Source organism: Bradyrhizobium sp. USDA 4454, assembly GCF_054822705.1.
The window spans coordinates 5,151,193-5,171,296 of sequence record NZ_JBTRCN010000001.1 but is presented as its reverse complement, the minus strand read 5'-3'; the positions used below and the strand labels follow the sequence as shown (position 1 = coordinate 5,171,296).

The 20,104-nt window shown below is 65.2% G+C and carries 17 protein-coding genes; 10 read left to right on the top strand and 7 right to left on the bottom strand.

Annotation, left to right across the window (positions count from 1 at the left end; translation table 11 throughout):
- Position 1 precedes the first annotated feature (1 nt).
- Positions 2-397 (top strand): RidA family protein, encoded by a 396-nt coding sequence (locus tag ACVIW0_RS24180; RefSeq protein ID WP_461354616.1) that lies wholly within the window; start codon positions 2-4, stop codon positions 395-397.
- A 52-nt stretch (positions 398-449) separates the two neighbouring features.
- Here the strand turns inward: ACVIW0_RS24180 and ACVIW0_RS24175 are convergent, their stop codons facing one another.
- Positions 450-1,286 carry an IS5 family transposase gene (locus ACVIW0_RS24175; protein ID WP_461354615.1) on the bottom strand — a complete coding sequence of 279 codons (837 nt, stop codon included), beginning with the start codon at positions 1,284-1,286 and terminating at the stop codon, positions 450-452.
- A 330-nt stretch (positions 1,287-1,616) separates the two neighbouring features.
- Between ACVIW0_RS24175 and ACVIW0_RS24170 the strand changes: the two genes are divergently transcribed.
- A complete protein-coding gene (locus tag ACVIW0_RS24170; protein WP_461354614.1) occupies positions 1,617-2,858 on the top strand; it encodes a flavin-dependent oxidoreductase in 1,242 nt (413 codons plus the stop codon).
- A 170-nt stretch (positions 2,859-3,028) separates the two neighbouring features.
- Here ACVIW0_RS24170 and ACVIW0_RS24165 read toward each other — a convergent pair whose 3' ends face one another.
- Together ACVIW0_RS24165 and ACVIW0_RS24160 are read right to left on the bottom strand one after the other, a co-directional pair.
- Positions 3,029-3,481 (bottom strand): cupin domain-containing protein, encoded by a 453-nt coding sequence (locus ACVIW0_RS24165; RefSeq protein ID WP_057015936.1) that lies wholly within the window; start codon positions 3,479-3,481, stop codon positions 3,029-3,031.
- Positions 3,482-3,502: 21 nt separating this feature from the next.
- A complete protein-coding gene (locus ACVIW0_RS24160) occupies positions 3,503-4,669 on the bottom strand; it encodes an ABC transporter substrate-binding protein (protein WP_461354613.1) in 1,167 nt (388 codons plus the stop codon).
- A 273-nt stretch (positions 4,670-4,942) separates the two neighbouring features.
- Here ACVIW0_RS24160 and ACVIW0_RS24155 point away from each other — a divergent pair, with 273 nt between their 5' ends.
- From ACVIW0_RS24155 to ACVIW0_RS24145, 3 genes are all read left to right on the top strand, one after another.
- Entirely contained in the window at positions 4,943-5,437 is a 495-nt protein-coding gene (locus ACVIW0_RS24155) for a MarR family winged helix-turn-helix transcriptional regulator (protein WP_024579672.1), read from the top strand.
- A 3-nt stretch (positions 5,438-5,440) separates the two neighbouring features.
- Complete coding sequence (locus ACVIW0_RS24150; protein ID WP_461354612.1) at positions 5,441-6,256, top strand: alpha/beta hydrolase; 816 nt, start codon at positions 5,441-5,443, stop codon at positions 6,254-6,256.
- Positions 6,257-6,424: 168 nt separating this feature from the next.
- The gene (locus tag ACVIW0_RS24145) at positions 6,425-8,068 is read left to right on the top strand and encodes a benzoate-CoA ligase family protein (RefSeq protein WP_461354611.1); all 1,644 of its coding nucleotides are present in this window, start codon (positions 6,425-6,427) and stop codon (positions 8,066-8,068) included.
- 338 nt (positions 8,069-8,406) lie between these two features.
- Here ACVIW0_RS24145 and ACVIW0_RS24140 read toward each other — a convergent pair whose 3' ends face one another.
- Positions 8,407-10,020 carry a DHA2 family efflux MFS transporter permease subunit gene (locus ACVIW0_RS24140; RefSeq protein ID WP_461354610.1) on the bottom strand — a complete coding sequence of 538 codons (1,614 nt, stop codon included), beginning with the start codon at positions 10,018-10,020 and terminating at the stop codon, positions 8,407-8,409.
- A gap of 23 nt (positions 10,021-10,043) precedes the next feature.
- Positions 10,044-11,228, bottom strand: coding sequence for an HlyD family secretion protein (locus ACVIW0_RS24135; RefSeq protein WP_461354609.1), 1,185 nt, complete (start codon positions 11,226-11,228; stop codon positions 10,044-10,046).
- Positions 11,229-11,384: 156 nt separating this feature from the next.
- Here ACVIW0_RS24135 and ACVIW0_RS24130 point away from each other — a divergent pair, with 156 nt between their 5' ends.
- Positions 11,385-12,089 carry a TetR/AcrR family transcriptional regulator gene (locus tag ACVIW0_RS24130; RefSeq protein WP_461354608.1) on the top strand — a complete coding sequence of 235 codons (705 nt, stop codon included), beginning with the start codon at positions 11,385-11,387 and terminating at the stop codon, positions 12,087-12,089.
- A gap of 38 nt (positions 12,090-12,127) precedes the next feature.
- Here the strand turns inward: ACVIW0_RS24130 and ACVIW0_RS24125 are convergent, their stop codons facing one another.
- Together ACVIW0_RS24125 and ACVIW0_RS24120 are read right to left on the bottom strand one after the other, a co-directional pair.
- Positions 12,128-13,825: an ATP-binding protein gene (locus ACVIW0_RS24125; protein ID WP_461357411.1), complete on the bottom strand. Its 1,698-nt coding sequence runs from the start codon at positions 13,823-13,825 to the stop codon at positions 12,128-12,130.
- A gap of 148 nt (positions 13,826-13,973) precedes the next feature.
- Entirely contained in the window at positions 13,974-14,900 is a 927-nt protein-coding gene (locus ACVIW0_RS24120) for a LysR family transcriptional regulator (protein WP_461354607.1), read from the bottom strand.
- A 156-nt stretch (positions 14,901-15,056) separates the two neighbouring features.
- Between ACVIW0_RS24120 and ACVIW0_RS24115 the strand changes: the two genes are divergently transcribed.
- The 4 genes from ACVIW0_RS24115 to fba are packed head-to-tail and all read left to right on the top strand — an operon-like array spanning position 15,057 to position 20,091.
- Positions 15,057-16,088, top strand: a complete 1,032-nt coding sequence (locus ACVIW0_RS24115) for a class 1 fructose-bisphosphatase (protein ID WP_461357410.1) — start codon at positions 15,057-15,059, stop codon at positions 16,086-16,088.
- Positions 16,089-16,099: 11 nt separating this feature from the next.
- Positions 16,100-16,975 (top strand): phosphoribulokinase, encoded by an 876-nt coding sequence (locus tag ACVIW0_RS24110; RefSeq protein ID WP_461354606.1) that lies wholly within the window; start codon positions 16,100-16,102, stop codon positions 16,973-16,975.
- The gene (tkt, locus tag ACVIW0_RS24105; protein WP_461354605.1) at positions 16,972-18,993 is read left to right on the top strand and encodes a transketolase; all 2,022 of its coding nucleotides are present in this window, start codon (positions 16,972-16,974) and stop codon (positions 18,991-18,993) included. Before ACVIW0_RS24110 ends, tkt begins: the two co-directional genes overlap by 4 nt.
- 15 nt (positions 18,994-19,008) lie before the next feature.
- The gene (gene fba / locus ACVIW0_RS24100; protein ID WP_461354604.1) at positions 19,009-20,091 is read left to right on the top strand and encodes a class II fructose-bisphosphate aldolase; all 1,083 of its coding nucleotides are present in this window, start codon (positions 19,009-19,011) and stop codon (positions 20,089-20,091) included.
- Positions 20,092-20,104 lie beyond the last annotated feature (13 nt).

The window sequence follows — 20,104 nt, the reverse complement described above, 5'->3', positions numbered from 1 at the left end:
GATGATCGAGATCCTGCAACCGGAAGAGTGGGCCAAGCCGATCGGCTACGCCAACGGCATCGCCGCGCGCGGCAAACAGATCTTCATCGCGGGCCAGATCGGCTGGAACGGACAGTGCGTGTTCGAGACCGACGATCTGGTGGCACAGATCGGCCAGACCCTGCGCAACATCGTCGCGGTTGCCGCCGCTGGCGGCGCCGGACCGGAGCACATCGTGTCGATGACCTGGTACCTCGTCGACCGCAAGGAATATTCCGCGCGGCTGAAGGAGATCGGCACGGTCTATCGCGACGTGATCGGCCGGCGCTTTCCGGCAATGACCGCGATCCAGGTTGCCGGCCTGATCGAGGACCGCGCCAAGGTGGAAATCCAGGCGATTGCGGTAGTGCCGGATTGACTGTTCTGGCGGCGGATTGCCAGCCCGTCATCCTGAGAGTCTGACTCATAAATCACCCAACCTTAGCTGCAGCCGCGATTCTGCGGGTCAGGAGCCTGATGTGTGCAATCAGCAGCCAGGCAGCTTCGGTTGCCACCGTCGCCTCGAAGTCCTTGGCGAGACGGCGGCATCTGCCGAACCAAGCGAATGTGCGTTCAACCACCCACCGCCTCGGCAGAAGCTGGAAGCCTTTGACGCCGTGAGGCCGCTCGACGATCTCGATAGTCCATGGACCGCAGTCTGAGAGCGCGTCGAGGAGTTGATTTCCGCGGTAGATCCGGTCGGCAAAGACGTGGCGCAGCCGGGGGAAGTTCATCCGCACGTTCTTCAGCAGCGGTACGGCGCCATGGCAGTCCTGAACGTTGGCCGGATGAACATGAACCCCAAGGAGGAGGCCATTGGTATCCGTCACGATATGCCGCTTGCGGCCGTAGATGCGCTTGCCTGCATCGTAGCCCCGCGGTCCGTCAGCTTGCGTGGTTGGCGCACTTTGACTGTCGATCACGGCTGCCGTCGGCTTCGGTGTCCGTCCAAGCTTTTTTCGCGCCCGTCGGACAAGCACGCTGACAATCCTCTGCCACCGGCCTGTATCCCGCCATCTATAAAAATAGCCCTGCACCGTCGAATAGGGCGGGAACTCCTGCGGCAACGCCCGCCACTGGCAGCCGGTCGAAACGATATAGAGGATCGCTTCGATCACACGACGCAGCTCCGTCTTACGCGGCCGGCCGCGCCGGTTCGCTCGCGGCAACAGGCGTCTGATCACCGCCCACTCCGCATCGGTCATATCGCTTGCATAACGCAGATCGTCCCGCCGATATTGCTCCCGAGTGATCTTGGTCCAGGGCATCGTGCTCTCCCTCGAATCTTTGCAAATCCGATGGAATCACACCCCACTGAGATCACTCACCCATTTTTCAGTCAGGCTCTGAGGAGCGCGTAGCGCGTCTCGAAGGATGCACGGCCCGGCTGGTGGCCGTCGGCCCTTCGAGACGCCGCTGCGCGGCTCCTCAGGGTGACGGACATAGATGGGAATGTGCTGAAGCAATGTTAAGCCTAAGCCTAATCATCGCCGGCCGGCGGAAGTCCCGAGCCACAAACCCGCTTGCGGGCGGGCAACGGGCCATGCGACCCTAGGCCAAAGCGTAAAAACGTCCTGTTGTGAGTGGAGTAAGGGACGATGAAGGCGATTATCGTCGGAGGCGGAATCGGAGGCCTCACCACTGCGTTGATGCTGCGCTCGCGCGGCATCGCTTGCGAGCTGTACGAGCAGTCGGAGACGATCCGCGAGCTCGGCGTCGGCATCAACACACTGCCGCATGCGATCCGCGAGTTGGCGGGGCTTGGTCTGCTCGACAAGCTCGACGAGGTCGCGATCCGCACCTATGAGCTGTTCTATCTGACGCGGCACGGCCAGCAGGTCTGGCACGAGAAGCGCGGGCTCGATGCCGGCCACGACGTGCCGCAATTCTCGATCCATCGCGGCCGCCTGCAAGGCGTGATCCATCACGCCGTGATCGAGCGGCTCGGCGCGGATGCGATCCGCACCGGCTGCCGGCTCGGCTCCTTCACGCAGGACGAGGGCGGCGTGTCGGCGTATTTTTTCGACCGCAGTGGCGCCCATGTGCACACCGCGCGCGGCGACCTCCTGATCGGCGCCGACGGCATCCATTCCAAGGTGCGCCAAACGCTGTTTCCGGGCGAGGGTGGGCCGTGCTGGAACGGGCTGATGCTGTGGCGCGGCGCCACCGACTGGCCGACGTTCCTGACCGGACGTTCGATGATCATCGCCGGCGGGCTGAACGCCAAGGCCGTGATCTATCCGATCGCACCGGGTTCGAGCCCGGCGAGCCGTCTCACCAACTGGGCGGTGCTGGTGCGGATCGGCGACGGCACCTCGCCGCCGCCGCGCCGCGAGGGCTGGTCCAATCTCGGCCGCCGCGAAGAAATGATGCCCTATGTCACTGGTTTCACGATTCCGCAGGTCGACTTCGCCGGCCTGATCAACGCAACGCCGGAGTTCTGGGAGTATCCGTGCTGCGACCGCGATCCCTTGCCCTATTGGTCGAGCGGCCGCGTCACGCTGCTTGGTGATGCCGCGCATCCGATGTATCCGGTCGGCTCGAACGGCGCCTCGCAGGCCATCCTCGATGCGCGCTGCCTCGCCGACATGCTGGCGCGATCGGAGCATCCGCGCCAGGCGCTGGCGGCCTATGAGCGGCAGCGGCTGCCGATGACCGCCGACATCGTCGCCTCCAACCGCCGCGGCGGGCCGGAGGGCGTGATCGACGCCGTCGAGCAGCTCGCGCCGCAGGGTTTCACCGACGTCGACACCATTCTCAATTACGAAGCGCGCGAGGCGATCGTGCGCGGCTATGCCGCCAAGGCCGGCTTCGCCGCGCGCGTGGTGGCGCGGCAGTAGGACAAGCCGACACGATTGCTTCTCACGGTGACACGGCAACTTCTGATCCGTCACCCTGAGGAGGCCGCGACGCGGCCGTCTCGAAGGGTCGACGGCCACCAGCCGGGCCGTGCATCCTTCGAGACGCGCTGCGCGCTTCTCAGGATGACGGAGACAGATTCGCGCGTAGGCTACGCCGGAGGCGGCGGCAGGAAGTGGATGTTGTGCTCGGCGGCGAGCCGGACCACGTCATCCGGGTTCTGCTCCTTCATGTTGTGGATCGCCCAGAACAGGTCGTAGAGCCTCCGCGTCGGCGACACCCAGAACAGCGTCTTGGCCGGCTGCTGCGACTTGTTGAAGATGCCATGCGGCTTGCCCATCGGCAGCCGCACCAGATCGCCTGGCGTGGCCGACTCGTCGGCGCCGTCCAGCATGAAGTCGAGCTTGCCCTCGAGGATGTAGAGATACTCGTCCTGGTCGGGGTGGATATGCGGCGGCACGAAAGTGCCGGGCGGGAAGGTGGCGTGCCAGGAGAAGGAATGCTCGGTGCGGCTCTTCGGCACGTAGGTCTGGCCTAGGATGCTCCAGGAAATGCCCTGCATGCCTTCATTGGCGCGGGTGATGCCGGCGATCTCGTCTTTCATCGTCATGACTCCTCCATGAGTTTACTTGGCGGCGCAGTCCTTGGCGTAGCGGTCGCCGTAGTTCGAAAACACCTTTTCGACGATTTCGGTCTGGAATTTGCCGTCCGGACGCTTCGCGACTTTGGTGAGGTAGAAATCCTGGATCGGATAGCCGTTGTTGTTGAACTTGAAGTTACCGCGCAGCGAGGTGAAGTCGGCCTTTCTCAGTGCGGCCGCGACCGCGTCCTTGTTGGAGAGGTCGCCCTTCACCGCTTTCACCGCGCTGTCGATCAACAGTGCTGCGTCATAGGCCTGCATGGCATAGGTGCCGGGCACGCCGTTATAGGCCGCCTCATAGGCCGCGACGAATTTCTTGCTCTGCGGATTGTCGAGGTTGGGTGCCCAGTTGGCGCCGCCGAACATGCCGACCGCGGCGTCCTGCTGCGCCGGCAGGGTCGATTCGTCGACGGTGAAGGCGGAGAGCACCGGCACGGTGGCGCCGGCCTGCTTGTACTGCTTGACGAGGTTCACGCCCATGCCGCCCGGCATGAAGGTGAACAGCGCGTCCGGCTTCTGCGCGGCGATCTTGGAGAGCTCGGGCTGGAAATCCAGCGTGTTCAGCGGCGTGTAGGATTCCTCTGTGATCTCGCCCTTGTAGTCGAGCTTGAAGCCGGCGACCGAGTCGCGGCCGGCCTGATAATTCGGCACCAGCAGGTAGACGCGCTTGTAGCCGCGGTCCTGCGCCACCTTGCCGAGGATCTCATGCACCTGGTCGTTCTGATACGAGGTCACATAGAAGAACGGGTTGCATTCCTTGCCGGCGTAGCTTGAGGGGCCGGCATTCGGGCTGATCAGGAAAGTCTTGCTGTCGGTGACCGGGCGGTGGATCGCCAACAGGATGTTGGAGAAGATCGGGCCGACCACGAAATCGACCTTGTCGCGCTCGAGCAGGCCGCGCACCTTGACCACGGCGGCGTCGGGCTTCAGCTCGTCATCGGCGTTGACGATCTCGACATCGCGGCCGGCCATCTTGCCGCCGAGATCCTTGACCGCCAGCGCAAAGCCGTCACGAACCTGCTGGCCGAGCGCAGCGGCAGGCCCGGAGGTTGTCACCAGCACGCCGATCTTGATCTTCTCCTGCGCGGACGCCGGGGCGACCGCGATCCCCAGCAGCGCCGCCAGTCCCACGAGCTTCGTCAACTGCTTCATGTCTCTCCCCCAACCACTGGCTCGATGCCTCGGCCGCTTTTGGCCTCAGCTTAGTCTGACGCGCGCGACCGCCGCAAGCGATGTGGCATTGCGTCAGGCTACCAGTTGCGCAACATGCAAGCGCCGCGCCAATTGCTTGAAGTTTAAAGAAATTGCAGGATCGCGCCGGGAGTTCAGGCCGGATTCGCAATTGTCCTTGCGGCGCACCGCGAATTGCTTGAAGCTCAAAACAACCGGCTCGGCCGGAACCCGCCGCGGAGGCACGATCGCCGCATGATCCTCGATTCCGAAACCAAAGCCGTCGAACTACCCGACGATCACGGCACCGAGCTCAGGCTGTGGCTGCGGCTGTTGACCTGCACCACGCTGATCGAGGGCGAGGTGCGCAGCCGGTTGCGCGAGAAGTTCGACGTCACGCTGCCGCGCTTCGACCTGATGGCCCAGCTCGACAAGGTGTCCGACGGCATGACGCTGTCGGACCTCTCGAAGCGGATGATGGTCTCCAACGGCAATGTCACCGGCCTGGTCGAGCGCCTGGTTGAGTCAGGCCATCTCGATCGCCGCACCTCGGAGACCGATCGCCGCGTGCAGTTCATCCGGCTCACAAAACTCGGCCGCGCCGAATTCCGCAAGATGGCGGCCGAGCACGAGAAATGGATTGCCGATATTTTCGGCGACCTATCACCAAAGGACATCCGCGAATTGATGCGGCTGCTCGCCAAGGCCAAGGGCTCGGCCCAGCGCTCCGCCAAGGCAAGGACTGCTTAAACCGTGAGCGCGATCGATTACGAGGTCGAATACAACAATCGGGCGCGGGTGCCGGAAAACCCGGCGCTGATGGCCGGCTGGGCGAGGGACTCCGCAAGCTATCGCGAGCAGCATCCGCCGCGGCGGCTGAGCTATGGCCCGGGCAGCCGCAACGTCATCGATCTGTTCGAGGGCAATGGCGGCGGGCCGCTCGTGGTCTTCATCCATGGCGGCTACTGGCAGGCGCTGGATGGCTCGTCATCGAGCCACTGCGCGCGCGGCCTCAACAGCCACGGCATCGGCGTCGCGGTGCCGAGCTACGATCTCTGCCCCACCGTCTCGGTCGCCGACATCATCGGCGAGATGCGCGCGGCGTGCCGTGAACTTGCAAAACTCGGCCGGCCGCTGGTCGTGTCGGGGCACTCCGCCGGCGGACATCTTGCCGCATGCATGTTGGCGACCGATTGGCCGGCCTATGATGCGGCGCTGCCGAACGATCTGGTCAGGGCTGCTTACGCGATCTCCGGCCTGTTCGAGCTCGAGCCGCTGGTCGGCACCTCCATCAACAAGGCGCTCGGCCTTGACCGCGACGCAGCAAGGGCGGTGAGCCCGCTGCTCTGGAAAGCTCCTGCCGGCGCGACGCTCGATGCGGTGGTTGGCGGCGCCGAGAGCGCCGAATATCACCGGCAGAGCCGGACCATCGTCAATGCCTGGGGCGGAGCGGGCGTGGCGACGCGGTTCGGCATCGTGCCCGATGCCAATCATTTCACCGCGATCGCGCCGCTCGCCGACCCGGACTCGGAGATGGTGGCGCGGCTGAAGCAGCTGACGCGAATCTGAGTTTCCAGGGGGGATCGCAGCCATTCTCCACCCTTGCGCCAAAACCCTTGCGCCAAATTATTTTAAGTATAAAATGATTGGCATTGGAACGCTGCCGGGCGTCCTTGATACTGGTCTTCTCGATATTTGGTCTTTGACCTTTCTGGACAGAAAGCGAGGGGCAATCGAATGTCAGGTGAATTTCCCGGGCTCGGCCCTTCCGGGCATGTCGACGATTTCGCACGGCGCAACCTGCCACCATTAGAGCAATGGCCGCAGCTGCTGCTCGACCGGCCGGAGTTCAACTATCCCGACTATCTCAACGCCGCGGTCGAGCTGACCGACCGCATCGTCGAGCAGGGGATGGGCGATCGCATCGCGCTGATCGGCAATGGCCGTCAGCGCACCTACAAGGAATTGACCGACTGGTCGAACCGCCTCGCGCATGCGCTGGTGGAAAATTACGGCGTCAAGCCCGGCAATCGGGTGCTGATCCGCTCCGGCAACAACCCGGCGCTGGTCGCGGCCTGGCTCGCGGCGACCAAGGCCGGCGCCGTCGTCGTCAACACCATGCCGATGCTGCGTGCGGGTGAGCTCGCAAAGATCGTCGACAAGGCGGAGATTGCGGTGGCGCTCACCGACAGCCGGATCGCGGACGAGCTGGTGGCCTGCGCCAAGACCAGCAAATTCCTCAAGCAGGTTGTCAATTTCGACGGCACCCAGAACCACGACGCCGAGCTCGACCGGATCGCGCTGAACAAGCCGGTCAAGTTCGATGCGGTGAAGACCGGCCGCGACGACGTCGCGCTGCTCGGCTTCACGTCGGGCACCACGGGCGAACCGAAGGCGACCATGCATTTCCACCGCGATCTCCTGATCGTCGCGGACGGCTATGCGCGGGAAGTGCTGAAGGTGACGCCGGACGATGTGTTCGTCGGTTCGCCGCCGCTTGCGTTCACCTTCGGCCTCGGCGGCCTTGCGATCTTCCCGCTGCGCTTCGGCGCTACCGCGACGTTGCTGGAGAATGCGGCGCCGAGCGAAATGATCCGGATCATCGAGACCTACAAGGCAACGATCTGCTTCACCGCGCCGACCGCCTACCGGGCGATGATGGCCGCGATGGACAAGGGCGCCGATCTGTCGTCGCTGCGGCTCGCGGTCTCGGCCGGCGAGACGCTGCCGGCGCCGGTGTTCGAGAGTTGGACCAAGAAGACCGGCAAGCCGATCCTCGACGGCATCGGCAGCACCGAGCTGCTGCATATCTTCATCACCAACCGCATCGGCAGCGCCGTTGCCGGCACCACGGGCACACCCGTCTCCGGCTACCAGGCGAAGATCGTCGACGAGGACATGAACGAGCTGCCGCCGGGGCAGGTCGGCAAGCTTGCGGTGCGCGGCCCGACCGGCTGCCGCTATCTCGCCGACTCCAGGCAGACCAAATATGTCCGCGACGGCTGGAACATCACCGGCGATGCCTTTGTCAGCGACGAGAACGGCCGGCTGTCCTTCGTGGCACGCGCCGACGACATGATCATCTCGGCCGGCTACAACATCGCAGGTCCCGAGGTCGAGGCGGCGCTGCTCGGGCATCCCGATGTCGCGGAATGCGCCGTGGTCGGCGCGCCAGACGAGGAGCGCGGGCAGATCGTCTCGGCGTTCGTCGTACTGAAGCAGGGCGCGCGCAGCGACGATGCCGAGGTCAAGCTGTTGCAGGATCACGTCAAGGCGACGATCGCGCCCTACAAATATCCCCGCGCGATCGCCTTCGTCGAGACGCTGCCGAAAACCCAGACCGGAAAGATCCAGCGCTTCAAGCTGCGCGAGGCAAGCTAAAGCGTGATGAGTTCTCGTTGAATCGGCTTGGCGCGGTCGGGGTTCACCTCTCCCGCGCAACTCGGGTCCACCCGAGTTGCGCCCTTTCTGTTTGCCGAAGTCGGATAAATCCGACTTCGGACGGGGAGAGGTCGGATTGCGCCTGGCGATGCGAAGCATCGTCCAGAGCAATCCGGGTGAGGGCTCTCGCTCTCTCGATAGACCGTACCCCTCACCCGGCGCTGCGCGCCGACCTCTCCCATGGGAGAGGTGAACCTTCGAGGCCGTACCAGCTCAACCTAATCTCATCAGGCCTTAGCAAGAGGAGAGGGCGACGGCCTGGGTCGTCGCCCCGGGGATTAATGCGCCGCGCTGCCGCCGGCCACATTCTTCGGCTTTCCGGTCAACAGGATTGCGATCGCGGCGAACACCAGCACGATGCCGATCACGGCGAAGGTGTCGCTGAAGCCCAGCACCAGCGCCTGCCGCTTCACGATATTGCCGAGCGCCACGATCGCCTGGTTGTGCGCGGTCGCCGGATCGGAGATGCCGTGGCTCAGGAAGTAGTTGGTGACCTCGGCGATCCGACTGCGCACTTCCTCGCGGCCGAGGTCGACCGACTGGCCGATGATATTGGAGTGGAACTGCTCGCGCTTGGTGACGATGGTCGAGAGCAGGGCAGTGCCGATCGCGCCGCCGAGGTTGCGCATCATGTTGGAGATGCCGGAGGCCGCCGGCGCGTCCTGCGGTGCGACGCTGCCGAGGCTGACGGCCGACAGCGGCGCCAGCATGATCGCCTGGCCGATCGCGCGGACGATGTTCGGGACGAAGAACTGATCGCCGGAGTAATCCAGCGACATCTGGATGTTCATGAACGACGAGACCGCGAACAGGATCATGCCGATGAAGGCGATGTAGCGGGCATCGAAGCGCTGCATCAGCTTCGGCACCAGCGGGATCAGGATCAGCTGCGGCAGGCCGGTCCAGGCCAGGACCTGCCCGATCTGCTCGGCATTGTAGCGCTGCACCTGGCCGAGATAGGCCGGCAGGAGATAGACCGAGCCGAACAGCGCGAAGCCGACGAACACCGCCGAGATGGTGCCGAAGCCGAAGCTGCGCTGGGTCAAGAGGCGCAGCCGGATCAGCGGCTTCTCGACGACGAGCTCGATCCAGACGAACAGGGTGAGGCTGACGGCTGCGACCACCGCGAGCTTGACGATGAAGGGCGAGCCGAACCAGTCGTCCTTGTTGCCTTCCTCGAGCACGGCCTGCAATGACGAGAGACCGATCGCCATGGCGATAATGCCGAGCCAGTCGCCCTCGCGCAGCAGATGCAGCTGCATCGGCTGCTGTTCCAGCGTGAAATAAAGGGTGATGACCATGACCGCGGTCGGGATCACGTTGACGAAGAAGATGGTCTGCCAGCCGTAATTCTCGGTGAGATAGCCGCCGATGGTCGGGCCGATCGCCGGCGCAAAGGTCACGGCAAGCGCGAACATCGCAAGGCCGACCGGCTGTTGCACCTTCGGCAGCTTGGTGAAGACCAGCGTGAACGCCATCGGGATCAGCACGCCGCCGAAGAAGCCCTGCAGGCCGCGCATTGCGATCATCGACGGCAGGTCATGGGTGAAGGCACAGGCGACCGAGAAGATCGCGAACAGGGTGGCGAAGCTGAGGATGATCTTGCGGAACGAGAACACCCGGCTGAGATAGTCGGTGAGCGGGATCACCACGATCTCGCCGATCAGATAGGACGTCGAGATCCAGGAGCCGTTGTCGACGCCGGTTCCGATGCCGCCCTCGATGTTGAGCAGCGAGGCGTTGGTGATCTGGATGTTGAGGATCGCCATGAAGGCGCCGATCATCGCGGCGACGATGGAGATCCAGACGGCCAGGCTGGCCCGGTTGGGGTCGGCTGTGACCGCCGCTGCGCGCGGCGCAGCGGCCGGGGAGGAGAGCGCGAGGTCGGACATGACATCACCTGTTTTGGTATCGTTCACTTGAACGCGGCGACTGCGAGCTTGGGAGAGGCGCTGGAGCGCGGCGCCTCGGCCGGTTGCGATGCGGTCGCGATGCTCGGGATCACGGACATGCCGGGCCGCAACTCGACCGGCGTCGCGTCGAGCGCGATCTTCACCGGGATGCGCTGCACCACCTTGGTGAAGTTGCCGGTGGCATTATCAGGCGGAAGCAGCGCGAATTCCTGGCCGCTGGCGGGTGCCAGGCTGTCGACATGGCCGCGCACCACCTGTCCCGGGAACATGTCGACCGCGATCTCGACCGGCTGGCCCTTGCGGACATTGGTGAGCTGCGTCTCCTTGTAGTTCGCGATCACATAGGCGCCGGTGGCCGGCACCAGCGACATCAGCTGGGTGCCGGCCTGCACGAACTGGCCGGTGCGCAAGGTGCGATTGCCGACCACGCCGTCGATCGGGGCCGTGATGGTGGTGTAGCCGAGGTTCAATTCGGCCTGATGCTGGAGCGCGGTGGCGCGCGCCTGCGCCGCGATGGCCTGGGCAATGTCGGCCTTGAGCAGCTCCACCTGACGCAGCGCGGAGGCGAGGTTTGCGGTATCGCGGGCGACGGCGGCCTGCGCGCTGGCGTAGCGCGACTGCGCCTGCTGCGCGTTCTGCACGCTGCCGAAGCCGGTGCCGGCGAGATCGGTGTAGCGCTTGTTCTCCTGCTCGGCAAAAGTCTGGTTCGCGGTGTCGACGGCGAGCGTCGCGCGGGCCGCTTCGATCACGGATTGCTGCACGTCGAGCTGCGCGCGCTTGCTGGTGATCGCAGCGTCCGCAGCGGCGACGTCGGCCTTGGCCTGATCCAGCGCGACCTTGAAATCGCGCTCGTCGATCCGCGCCAGGATCTGGCCGGCGCGCACATGCTCGTTGTCGCCGACCAGCACCGCGCTGAGATAGCCGGAAACCTTCGGCGCAATCGTGGTGTTGTCGGCCTTCACATAGGCGTCGTCGGTCGAGATCTGGAAACGGCCGACCGTCCAGTAATCCCAGCCGTACCAGGCCCCGCCCGCAAGGACGGCAAGCGCTGCGCCGGCCAGCAGCACGCGGCGGAGCTTGCCTTTGGCGGCAGGAGGCTTGGCGGCTTCGGGGGTGGCGATCAATTGCTTGGCGGTCTCGGCCGGAACCTGGCTCTCGGCCTTGAATGATGTCTCATGCTGGCTCATGGCGGCGCTCCTGATCCGTTCTATCCCATTGGAAGACCTTGCAAATCTCGGCATCCGGTGGTGGGATTAATTAGGAAACTTGATGTTTTCCAAAATAGGGCCCATATTGGGAGTGTCAATAGAATGACAGTCATCATCTAAAAGCATGGCTCGCGGATGAACCGGATCGACAAAGACCAGACAGTGCAAACCGTGCCGGAGCGGCGCGGCCGTGGGCGACCGCAGCTGCGCTCCGACGACGAGACGCGCGCGCTGATCTATGAGGCCGCGCGCCGCGAGTTCTCCGAGCGCGGGTTCGCAGCGGCCAATATCGCCGACGTGGCCTGCCGCGCCGGCGTCTCCACCAAGACGCTCTATCGGTTGATCCCGACCAAGCTGGCGCTGTTCGAAGGCACGGTGACGGACCGGATGGACCGCTTCATATCCACCGTCAATCTCGGCGCCTGCGACGGCCGCGATATCGCGGCGGCCCTGGAGCGGGCGCTGCTGGCCTGCGCCGAACTCATCCTCGATGCCGAGGTCATCGCGCTGCAACGCATCATCCTGGCCGACAGCGACAAATTCCCCGACATCGCCGAGATGTTCTACGAGAAGGCGATGCAGCGGACCCTTGGCGCATTGGCGGCGTGGCTGGGTGCGCAGCAGCGGCGGGGACGGATCGCCGTCGATGACGCGCAGGCTGCCGCGGGCATGCTGCTCGGCATGCTCGTCTTCCAGCCGCAACGCGACGTGATGTACGGCCACAGGCCACCGCTGTCGCGGGCACAGGTGGAGGCCCGCGCCAAGGCTTGTGCGGCGCTGTTCCTGTCCGGATGCGCCGCGCCGGCCGACCAGATCAAGACGCAGAGCGGAGACGCGTGAGGTCGGAGCCGCCGCGCTTTCGTCCTAAGCAGGTCGCGTTACTTGGCGGCGACCGCCGATGCGGGAGGCTGCGTCAGCACCTGGCGGATCATCCGCGCCAGATCGGCCTTGCGATAAGGCTTCGGCAGCAACGTCACGTCGGGGTCGAGACGGCCGTGATGGATGATCGCGTCCTCGGTATAGCCCGACGTGAACAGCACCCGCACCGAGGGCAGCCTGGCGGTCACCGCATCGGCCACCTGCCGGCCGTTCATGCCGCCGGACATGATGACGTCGGTGAACAGCACGTCGCAGACGAAGCCCTTGTCGACCGCAGCCAATGCTTCCGGACCGTTGGCGGTGACCATGGTGCGGTAGCCAAGCTGCTCGAGCTGGGCGCTGACATAATTTCGGACCAGCGGATCGTCCTCGACGACCAGGATGGATTCATTGCCGCCGCGGGTGTCGGCCGGAGGCGGCGGCTCGACGTCGACCATGTCGCCCATGCTGCGCGGCAGATAGAGCTTGATCGAGGTGCCGTGGCCCTCTTCGGAATAGATCTTGAGATGGCCGTCGGACTGCTTGATGAAGCCGTACACCATGCTGAGCCCGAGGCCGGTGCCCTTGCCGGTGTCCTTGGTGGTGAAGAACGGCTCGAACACCTTGTCGCGGATCGCTGCCGGAATTCCGCCGCCGGTGTCGCTGACCGCGACCATCACATATTCACCCGCCCGCACATCGGGATTGGCGGCGGCATAGACCTCGTCGAGGATGACGTTGCTGGTCTCCAGCATCAGCTTGCCGCCGTCGGGCATCGCATCGCGGGCATTGACCGCGAGATTGAGCAGCGCGGTCGCCATGTGGTTGGGGTCGATGAAGGCCGGCCAGGCGTCGGGCTCGAGCGCGGTGTCGATCTCGATCTGCTCGCCGAGCGACGGGCGCAGCAGCCGCGCGGTGTCCTGCACCAGCGTGTTGAGGTTGGCTTCGCGCGGTTGCAGCGGCTGCTGCCGCGAGAACGCCAGCAGATGCTTGGTCACCTCGGCGCCGCGAAAGGCGGCATCGCTGATCATCTTGGTGACCGACGACAGCGCGGCATCGTGCTCGACGGCCTCGGCCAGGATGTCGATCAGGCCGGTGATGACGGTCAGGATGTTGTTGAAGTCGTGCGCGATGCCGCCGGTGAGGTGGCCGACGGCTTCCATCTTCTGCACCTGGCGCAACTTCTGCTCGGCTTCGAGCTGCTCGCGGGCGGCCTCGACCTCGCGGGCGCGCATGAAGATCTCGGCTTCCATCTGCTCGGTGCGCTCGCGCAGCCGGTCGGTCAGCTCGGCCTGCTCGGCACCGCGCTGCTTAAGCTGGATGAAGCTGGTGACGTCCTCGACCCGATGGATGATGTAGGTGAACTGTCCGGTCGGCCCGAACACCGGCGTGTTGCGCGGGCTCCAGAAACGTTCCTCGAATCCGCCGCCCTCTGACTCGGGCTTGCGGATGTCGTATTTCTGCACCGTCATGGTGTCGGGACGGCGAAACTGGACCACACGCTCCAGTGAGGCGCGCAGGTTCCGTACGCCGTCGGCGGCTGGATCGTCCGGATTGTCGGGAAATACTTCGAACAGGTGGCGCCCCAGGACCGCGGCGCGCTCGGTCTTGGTGGCACGCAGATAGGCGTCGCTTGCTGCCACGATGCGAAAGTCGGGCTGCGTCAGCACCAGATAGAGGCCGGGCGCCGCCTCGAATAACGCCTTGAAGTCAGGCATCGGCGGGGACTGGTTTTGCAGTTCATCCTCCCTCGCAGGGATACGGTCCGCCACTGACCGCACTCCAGATGTGACACGCGTCTGCCGGAACTTCAATGGTTAACATACGGCACCAACTCGATTTTTTCGATCGGTCGATGGTCCGGCACTAGCGCGAATTCGGCAAGTACCGCCAGCCCTCCTTGCCGAGGAATTCCAGCATGGCCTGCGCGGGCGGCAGCAGGATCTTGTCGGTGCGCCGGATCGCGTGCCACTGCCGGACGATCGGCAGGCCCTTGATCTTGAGCACCACCAGCCGGCCGTCCTCCAGCTCATGGAACACGGTGTGCTGCGAGATGAAGGCGATGCCGAGCCCGGCCATCACCGCCTGCTTGATGGTCTCGTTGCTGTCCATCGCCATGCCGAGCTTCGGCTCCAGCCCGACCCGCTCGAAATATTGTTGCATCAGCATCCGCGTGCCTGACCCTTGCTCGCGGGTAATGAAGGTCTCGTTGGCGAGCTCGGACGGAGCGACGTGCCGCCGCCGTGCCAGCCGATGGTCGGGCGCTGCGATGATGAAGTGCGGATGCCGGCCGAGCGGCTTCATCTCGACCTCGACATCGGCCGGCGGCCGGCCCATCACGGCGATGTCGAGATCGTAGCCGCGCAGCGCGTCGCGGATCTCCTCGCGGTTGCCGATCCGCAGCGTGACCTCGATCTTGGGAAAGCGGCGCGAGAATGCCGCGATCGCGAACGGCACGAAGTACTTTGCGGTCGAGACCGCGCCCATCGCAACCCGGCCGCCGCTGCGGCCGGCGATCATGTCGAGCGATTGCTCGCAGTCTTTCAGCGCGGCCTCGATCCGCTCCACCAGTGCCAGCACATGCGCGCCGGCATCGGTCAGCGCCATGCCGTCGCCGGTGCGCTGGATCAGCGGCAATCCCGCCAGCGCCTGCAAATTGCGGAGCTGCAGCGTCACCGCCGGCTGGGTCAGGTTCAGCCGGTTGGCCGCCGAAGTGATCGAGCCGGCCTCGTGCAGGGTCGACAGCGCGCGCAGCTGGCGGATGGTCAGATCCCGCGAGAAGTTGCCGGCCATATGACAAGCTCCATAAGAAATACTTTGCCCGGACCAAAGATAATAAAATTTCCCTAATTGGGCAATTCGCGCGTTGATACGGCGAGGGCGACTCCCTGAGGTCGCCTCTCGAAGCCTCGGGACAGAGGGCGCGAGCATAGGGAGAGGCCGGTGGAGATTCGTCCTGCATTGCATGCCCATCTGGAGTGGCCGACGCGGCATAACCCGCTGCGCGCCGCGACCGTTGCGGTGATCGAAGCGCTTGCGGCGGCGGCGATCGAGCTGTCGCGCACCATTGCCGCCGGGCCGCTCGCCGGCATCGGCGGCGACAGCGGCGGCGTCAATCCCGACGGCGATCGCCAGAAGACCATCGACATCGTCGCCGACGGCCTGATGCGCGAGGCGTTGCGCGCGGCGCCGGTCGCCGCTGTGCTGTCGGAGGAGGCGGAGCTGCCGGAGATCCTCGATGCCGATGCGCCGCTCTGCGTCGCGATCGATCCGCTCGATGGATCGGCCAATCTCGAGAACAACATCTCGATCGGCACGATCTTCTCGATCCGGCCGAAGGGCAACGACATCCTCTCGACCTTCTTCGAGCCCGGCACGGCGCAATGCGCCGCCGGCTGCTTCATCTACGGTCCGCAGACTGTGCTGGTGCTGGCGCTCGACCAGTGTGTCGACTGCTTCACGCTGGATCCGCGAAGCGGCGAGTTCGTCCTCACCGCGCGTGACCTGCGGGTGCCGCAGGACGCCTCGGAATTCGCCATCAATGCCTCGAACCGGCGGCACTGGAGCGGCCCGGTGCGCAACTACATCGACGACTGCCTCGCCGGGGTGAACGGCGAGCTTGGTCAGGATTACAACATGCGCTGGATCGGCTCGCTGGTGGCGGAAGCCTACCGCATCCTGATGCGCGGCGGCGTGTTCCTGTATCCGGCGGATGCGCGCCAGGGGTATCGCGAGGGCCGGTTGCGCCTGCTCTACGAGGCGCATCCCATCGCACTGATCATGGAATGGGCCGGCGGCGCCGCGTCGAACGGCCGCTCCCGCATCCTCGAATTGTCGGCACGCACGCCGCATCAACGCGTGCCGCTGATCATGGGATCGACGCGCGCCGTGCGCGACGTCGATGCGATCCACCTGACGGTCGAGCCGTTGTTCGAGAGCAGCGATGCCCCGCTGTTCGCGCGGCGCGGCCTGTTCCGCTGAAGGGGGAACGCATGTCTCGCAGGCATCCCATCATCTCGATCACCGGCTCCTCCGGCGCCGGCACCACGTCGGTGAAGAAGACGTTCGAGAACATCTTCCGCCGCGAGAACGTGGTCGCGGCCTATGTCGAGGGCGACGCCTTCCACCGCTACGACCGCGTCGAGATGCGCAGCCTGATGTCGGAGAAGGCGGAGAGCGGCAACAAGCACTTCAGCCATTTCAGCCCCGAGACCAATCTGTTCGAGGAGCTGGAGAAGCTGTTTCGCGACTATGCCGAGACCGGCACCGGAACGACGCGGCACTATGTCCACGACGAGGAGGAGGCGCGGCTCTACGACGCCAAGCCGGGCACCTTCACCGCCTGGGAGGCGCTGCCGGAGAATTCCGACCTCTTGTTCTACGAGGGCCTGCATGGCGCCGTGGTCACCGACAAGGTGAATGTCGCGCAGCACGCCGACCTCAAGATCGGCGTCGTGCCTGTCATCAACCTCGAATGGATCCAGAAGCTGCATCGTGATCGCAGCCATCGCGGCTACTCCACAGAGGCGGTGACCGACACCATCCTGCGCCGCATGCCGGACTACGTGAATTACATTTGCCCGCAGTTCACCGAGACCGACATCAACTTCCAGCGCGTGCCGACGGTCGATACGTCGAATCCGTTCATCGCGCGCTGGATCCCGACCCCAGATGAATCGATGGTCGTGATCCGCCTGAAGAATCCGCGCGGCATCGATTTTCCCTATCTGCTCTCGATGATCCCGAACAGCTTCATGTCGCGCGCCAATTCGATCGTGGTGCACGGCGCCAAGCTCGATCTCGCGATGCAGCTGATCCTGACCCCGCTGATCCTGCAACTGATCGAACGAAAGAGGCGAACGATATGACCGCACTTGCGTCCATTGCGAGCCGCCCCGACGTCAGCCATGACGAGATGGCCAACGCCATCCGCTTTCTCGCCATCGACGCGGTGGAACAGGCGAAATCCGGCCATCCCGGCATGCCGATGGGCATGGCCGATGTCGCGACCGTGCTGTTCACCGACTTCCTGAAATTCGACCCGGCCGAACCGGCCTGGCCCGACCGCGACCGCTTCGTGCTGTCGGCCGGCCACGGCTCGATGCTGCTCTACGCGCTGCTCTATCTCACCGGCTACGAGAGCATGACGCTCGATCAGCTCAAGGCGTTCCGGCAGTGGGGATCGCAGACCCCGGGGCATCCGGAATACGGGCATACGCCCGGCGTCGAGACCACGACCGGGCCGCTCGGGCAGGGCATTGCGACCGCGGTCGGCATGGCGCTCGCCGAGCGCTTGATGAATGCCCGCTTCGGCGACGATCTCGTCGACCATTACACCTATGTGATCGCCGGCGATGGCTGCCTGATGGAAGGCCTCAGCCATGAGGCGATCTCGCTCGCCGGCCATCTGCGGCTGAACCGGCTGATCGTGCTGTTCGACGACAACCGCATCTCGATCGACGGCGCCACCTCGCTGTCCTGTTCGGACGACCAGGCGGCACGATTTGCGGCCAGCGGCTGGAACGTCTGCCGCATCGACGGCCACGATCCACAGGCCATCTCCGCGGCGATCCGGCAGGCCCGGTCGAGCGATCGCCCCTCGCTGATCGCCTGCCGCACCGTGATCGGGTTCGGTGCGCCGAACCGGCAGGGCAGCGAGAAGGTGCATGGCGCGCCGCTCGGCACCGACGAGGTGGCGAAGACCCGCGGCGCGCTGCGCTGGCCGTATCCGGCGTTCGAAATTCCCGATGCCGTGCTGGCGGAGTGGCGCGAGCTCGGCAGCCGTGGCCGCGATGCACGACGCGCCTGGATCGAGCGTTCGCGTGCCGCCTGCAAGGCCGACACGGGCGAACGGTCGCCGTTCCACGACGCGCTGAACCGGAAACTGCCCTGCGCCTATGCCAAGGCGATGGCGGCGCTCGTCGCGCGTTTTGCGACCGAGCAGCCGAAGCTCGCGACGCGACAGGCCTCGCAGCAGGTCATCGACGTGATCGCGGAGGCGCTGCCCAATCTGCTGGGTGGCTCGGCCGATCTCACGCACTCCAACCTGACGCAGGCGAAGTCGCAGGTCTCGGTGCGGCCGGACATGCTGGACGGCAGCTACATCCATTATGGCATCCGCGAGCATGGCATGGCGGCGGCGATGAACGGCATCGCGCTGCATGGCGGCTTCATCCCCTATGGCGGCACCTTCCTGAGCTTTGCCGATTACAGCCGGCCGGCGATCCGTCTCGCCGCGCTGATGGGGATTCGTGTCATCCATGTGATGACTCATGACTCGATCGGGCTCGGCGAGGACGGGCCGACGCATCAGCCGGTCGAGCATCTGGCGGCGCTGCGCGCGATCCCGAACGTGCTGGTGTTCCGCCCCGCCGATGCGGTCGAGACGGCGGAAGCCTGGGATTGCGCGCTGAAGGCGGAGAGTTCGCCGTCGATCCTCTGCCTGTCTCGGCAGGCGCTGCCCACGGTTCGCACCGATATCAAGGACAACCAGGTCGCGCTCGGCGCCTACGTTCTGGTCGAGCCGGCCTTCGCGCGTGACGTCACCCTGATTGCAACGGGTTCGGAGGTGGCGATCGCGCTCGAAGCCGCAAGGCTGCTGGCGGAAGACGGGGTACACGCCGCGGTCGTCTCGGCCCCGTGCTTCGACCTGTTCCGCCAGCAGCCGAGCGACTATCGCGCGAAGGTGCTGGGCAGCGCGCCGCGCGTCGGCGTGGAAGCCGCGGTCGAAGGCGACTGGGCGCGTTGTCTCGGTGACAACGGAGCCTTCGTCGGCATGACCGGCTTCGGCGCCTCCGCGCCGGCTGACGTGCTGTACCGCGAATTCGGCATCACGCCAGCGGCGGTCAAAGCCGCAGCACAACAGCTCATGCAACGAGCGAATTGAAAGGAGGACGCCACGATGGCGCGGATCACATTGAGGCAATTGCTGGACCACGCCGCCGAACGCGGCTACGGCGTGCCGGCCTTCAACATCAACAACATGGAGCAGGGCCTCGCCATCATGGAGGCGGCGGCTTGCTGCGACGCGCCGGTCATCATCCAGGCCTCGCGCGGCGCGCGGTCCTATGCCAACGACATCATGCTGGCGAAGATGATCGACGCGCTGGAGGAGATGTATCCGCAGATCCCGCTCTGCCTGCATCTCGATCACGGCAACGAGGAGGCGACCTGCGCCACCGCGATCCGCTATGGCTTCACCTCCGTGATGATGGACGGCTCGCTGAAGGCCGACGCCAAGACCGCGGCCGACTATGACTACAATGTCGACATCACCCGCCGGGTGGTCGACATGGCGCACTGGGTCGGTGCCTCGGTCGAGGGTGAGCTCGGCGTGCTGGGTTCGCTCGAGCATGGCGGTGGCGAGCAGGAGGATGGCCACGGCGTCGAAGGCGCGGTGAGCCACGATCAGCTGCTCACCGATCCCGACCAGGCGGTCGATTTCGTCCGCGCCACCAAGGTCGACGCGCTGGCGATCGCGATGGGCACTTCGCACGGCGCCTACAAGTTCACGCGCAAGCCCGACGGCGAGATCCTGGCGATGCGCGTGGTCGAGGAGATCCACACTCGCCTGCCCAACACGCATCTGGTGATGCACGGTTCGTCCTCGGTGCCGCAGCCGCTGCAGGACATGTTCAACCAGTTCGGCGGCGAGATGCCGCAGACCTGGGGCGTCCCGGTCGAGGAGATCGTCCGCGGCATCAAGCATGGCGTGCGCAAGGTCAACATCGACACCGATTGTCGGCTGGCGATGGCCGCAGCCTTCCGCAAGGTCGCCGTGCAATCGAAGAGCGAGTTCGATCCGCGCAAATTCCTCAAGCCCGCGATGGATGCGCTGCGCGAGCTCTGCCGCGAACGCTTCGAGCAGTTCGGCACCGCCGGCAATGCCGCCCGGATCAAGGTGGTGGCGCTGCCAGAGATGGCCCGTCGGTATCGTGCCGGCGCGCTCGATCCGCAGATTGGAAAGATCACTCAGGCCGCCTGAGCAGATGGCCGGC

Coding starts and splice junctions, on each gene's coding strand:
- ACVIW0_RS24180 (WP_461354616.1), top strand. CDS start 2: ATGATCGAGATCCTGCAACCGGAAGAGTGGGCCAAGCCGATCGGCTAC.
- ACVIW0_RS24175 (WP_461354615.1), bottom strand. CDS start 1,286: ATGCCCTGGACCAAGATCACTCGGGAGCAATATCGGCGGGACGATCTG.
- ACVIW0_RS24170 (WP_461354614.1), top strand. CDS start 1,617: ATGAAGGCGATTATCGTCGGAGGCGGAATCGGAGGCCTCACCACTGCG.
- ACVIW0_RS24165 (WP_057015936.1), bottom strand. CDS start 3,481: ATGAAAGACGAGATCGCCGGCATCACCCGCGCCAATGAAGGCATGCAG.
- ACVIW0_RS24160 (WP_461354613.1), bottom strand. CDS start 4,669: ATGAAGCAGTTGACGAAGCTCGTGGGACTGGCGGCGCTGCTGGGGATC.
- ACVIW0_RS24155 (WP_024579672.1), top strand. CDS start 4,943: ATGATCCTCGATTCCGAAACCAAAGCCGTCGAACTACCCGACGATCAC.
- ACVIW0_RS24145 (WP_461354611.1), top strand. CDS start 6,425: ATGTCAGGTGAATTTCCCGGGCTCGGCCCTTCCGGGCATGTCGACGAT.
- ACVIW0_RS24140 (WP_461354610.1), bottom strand. CDS start 10,020: ATGTCCGACCTCGCGCTCTCCTCCCCGGCCGCTGCGCCGCGCGCAGCG.
- ACVIW0_RS24135 (WP_461354609.1), bottom strand. CDS start 11,228: ATGAGCCAGCATGAGACATCATTCAAGGCCGAGAGCCAGGTTCCGGCC.
- ACVIW0_RS24130 (WP_461354608.1), top strand. CDS start 11,385: ATGAACCGGATCGACAAAGACCAGACAGTGCAAACCGTGCCGGAGCGG.
- ACVIW0_RS24125 (WP_461357411.1), bottom strand. CDS start 13,825: ATGCCTGACTTCAAGGCGTTATTCGAGGCGGCGCCCGGCCTCTATCTG.
- ACVIW0_RS24120 (WP_461354607.1), bottom strand. CDS start 14,900: ATGGCCGGCAACTTCTCGCGGGATCTGACCATCCGCCAGCTGCGCGCG.
- ACVIW0_RS24110 (WP_461354606.1), top strand. CDS start 16,100: ATGTCTCGCAGGCATCCCATCATCTCGATCACCGGCTCCTCCGGCGCC.
- tkt (WP_461354605.1), top strand. CDS start 16,972: ATGACCGCACTTGCGTCCATTGCGAGCCGCCCCGACGTCAGCCATGAC.
- fba (WP_461354604.1), top strand. CDS start 19,009: ATGGCGCGGATCACATTGAGGCAATTGCTGGACCACGCCGCCGAACGC.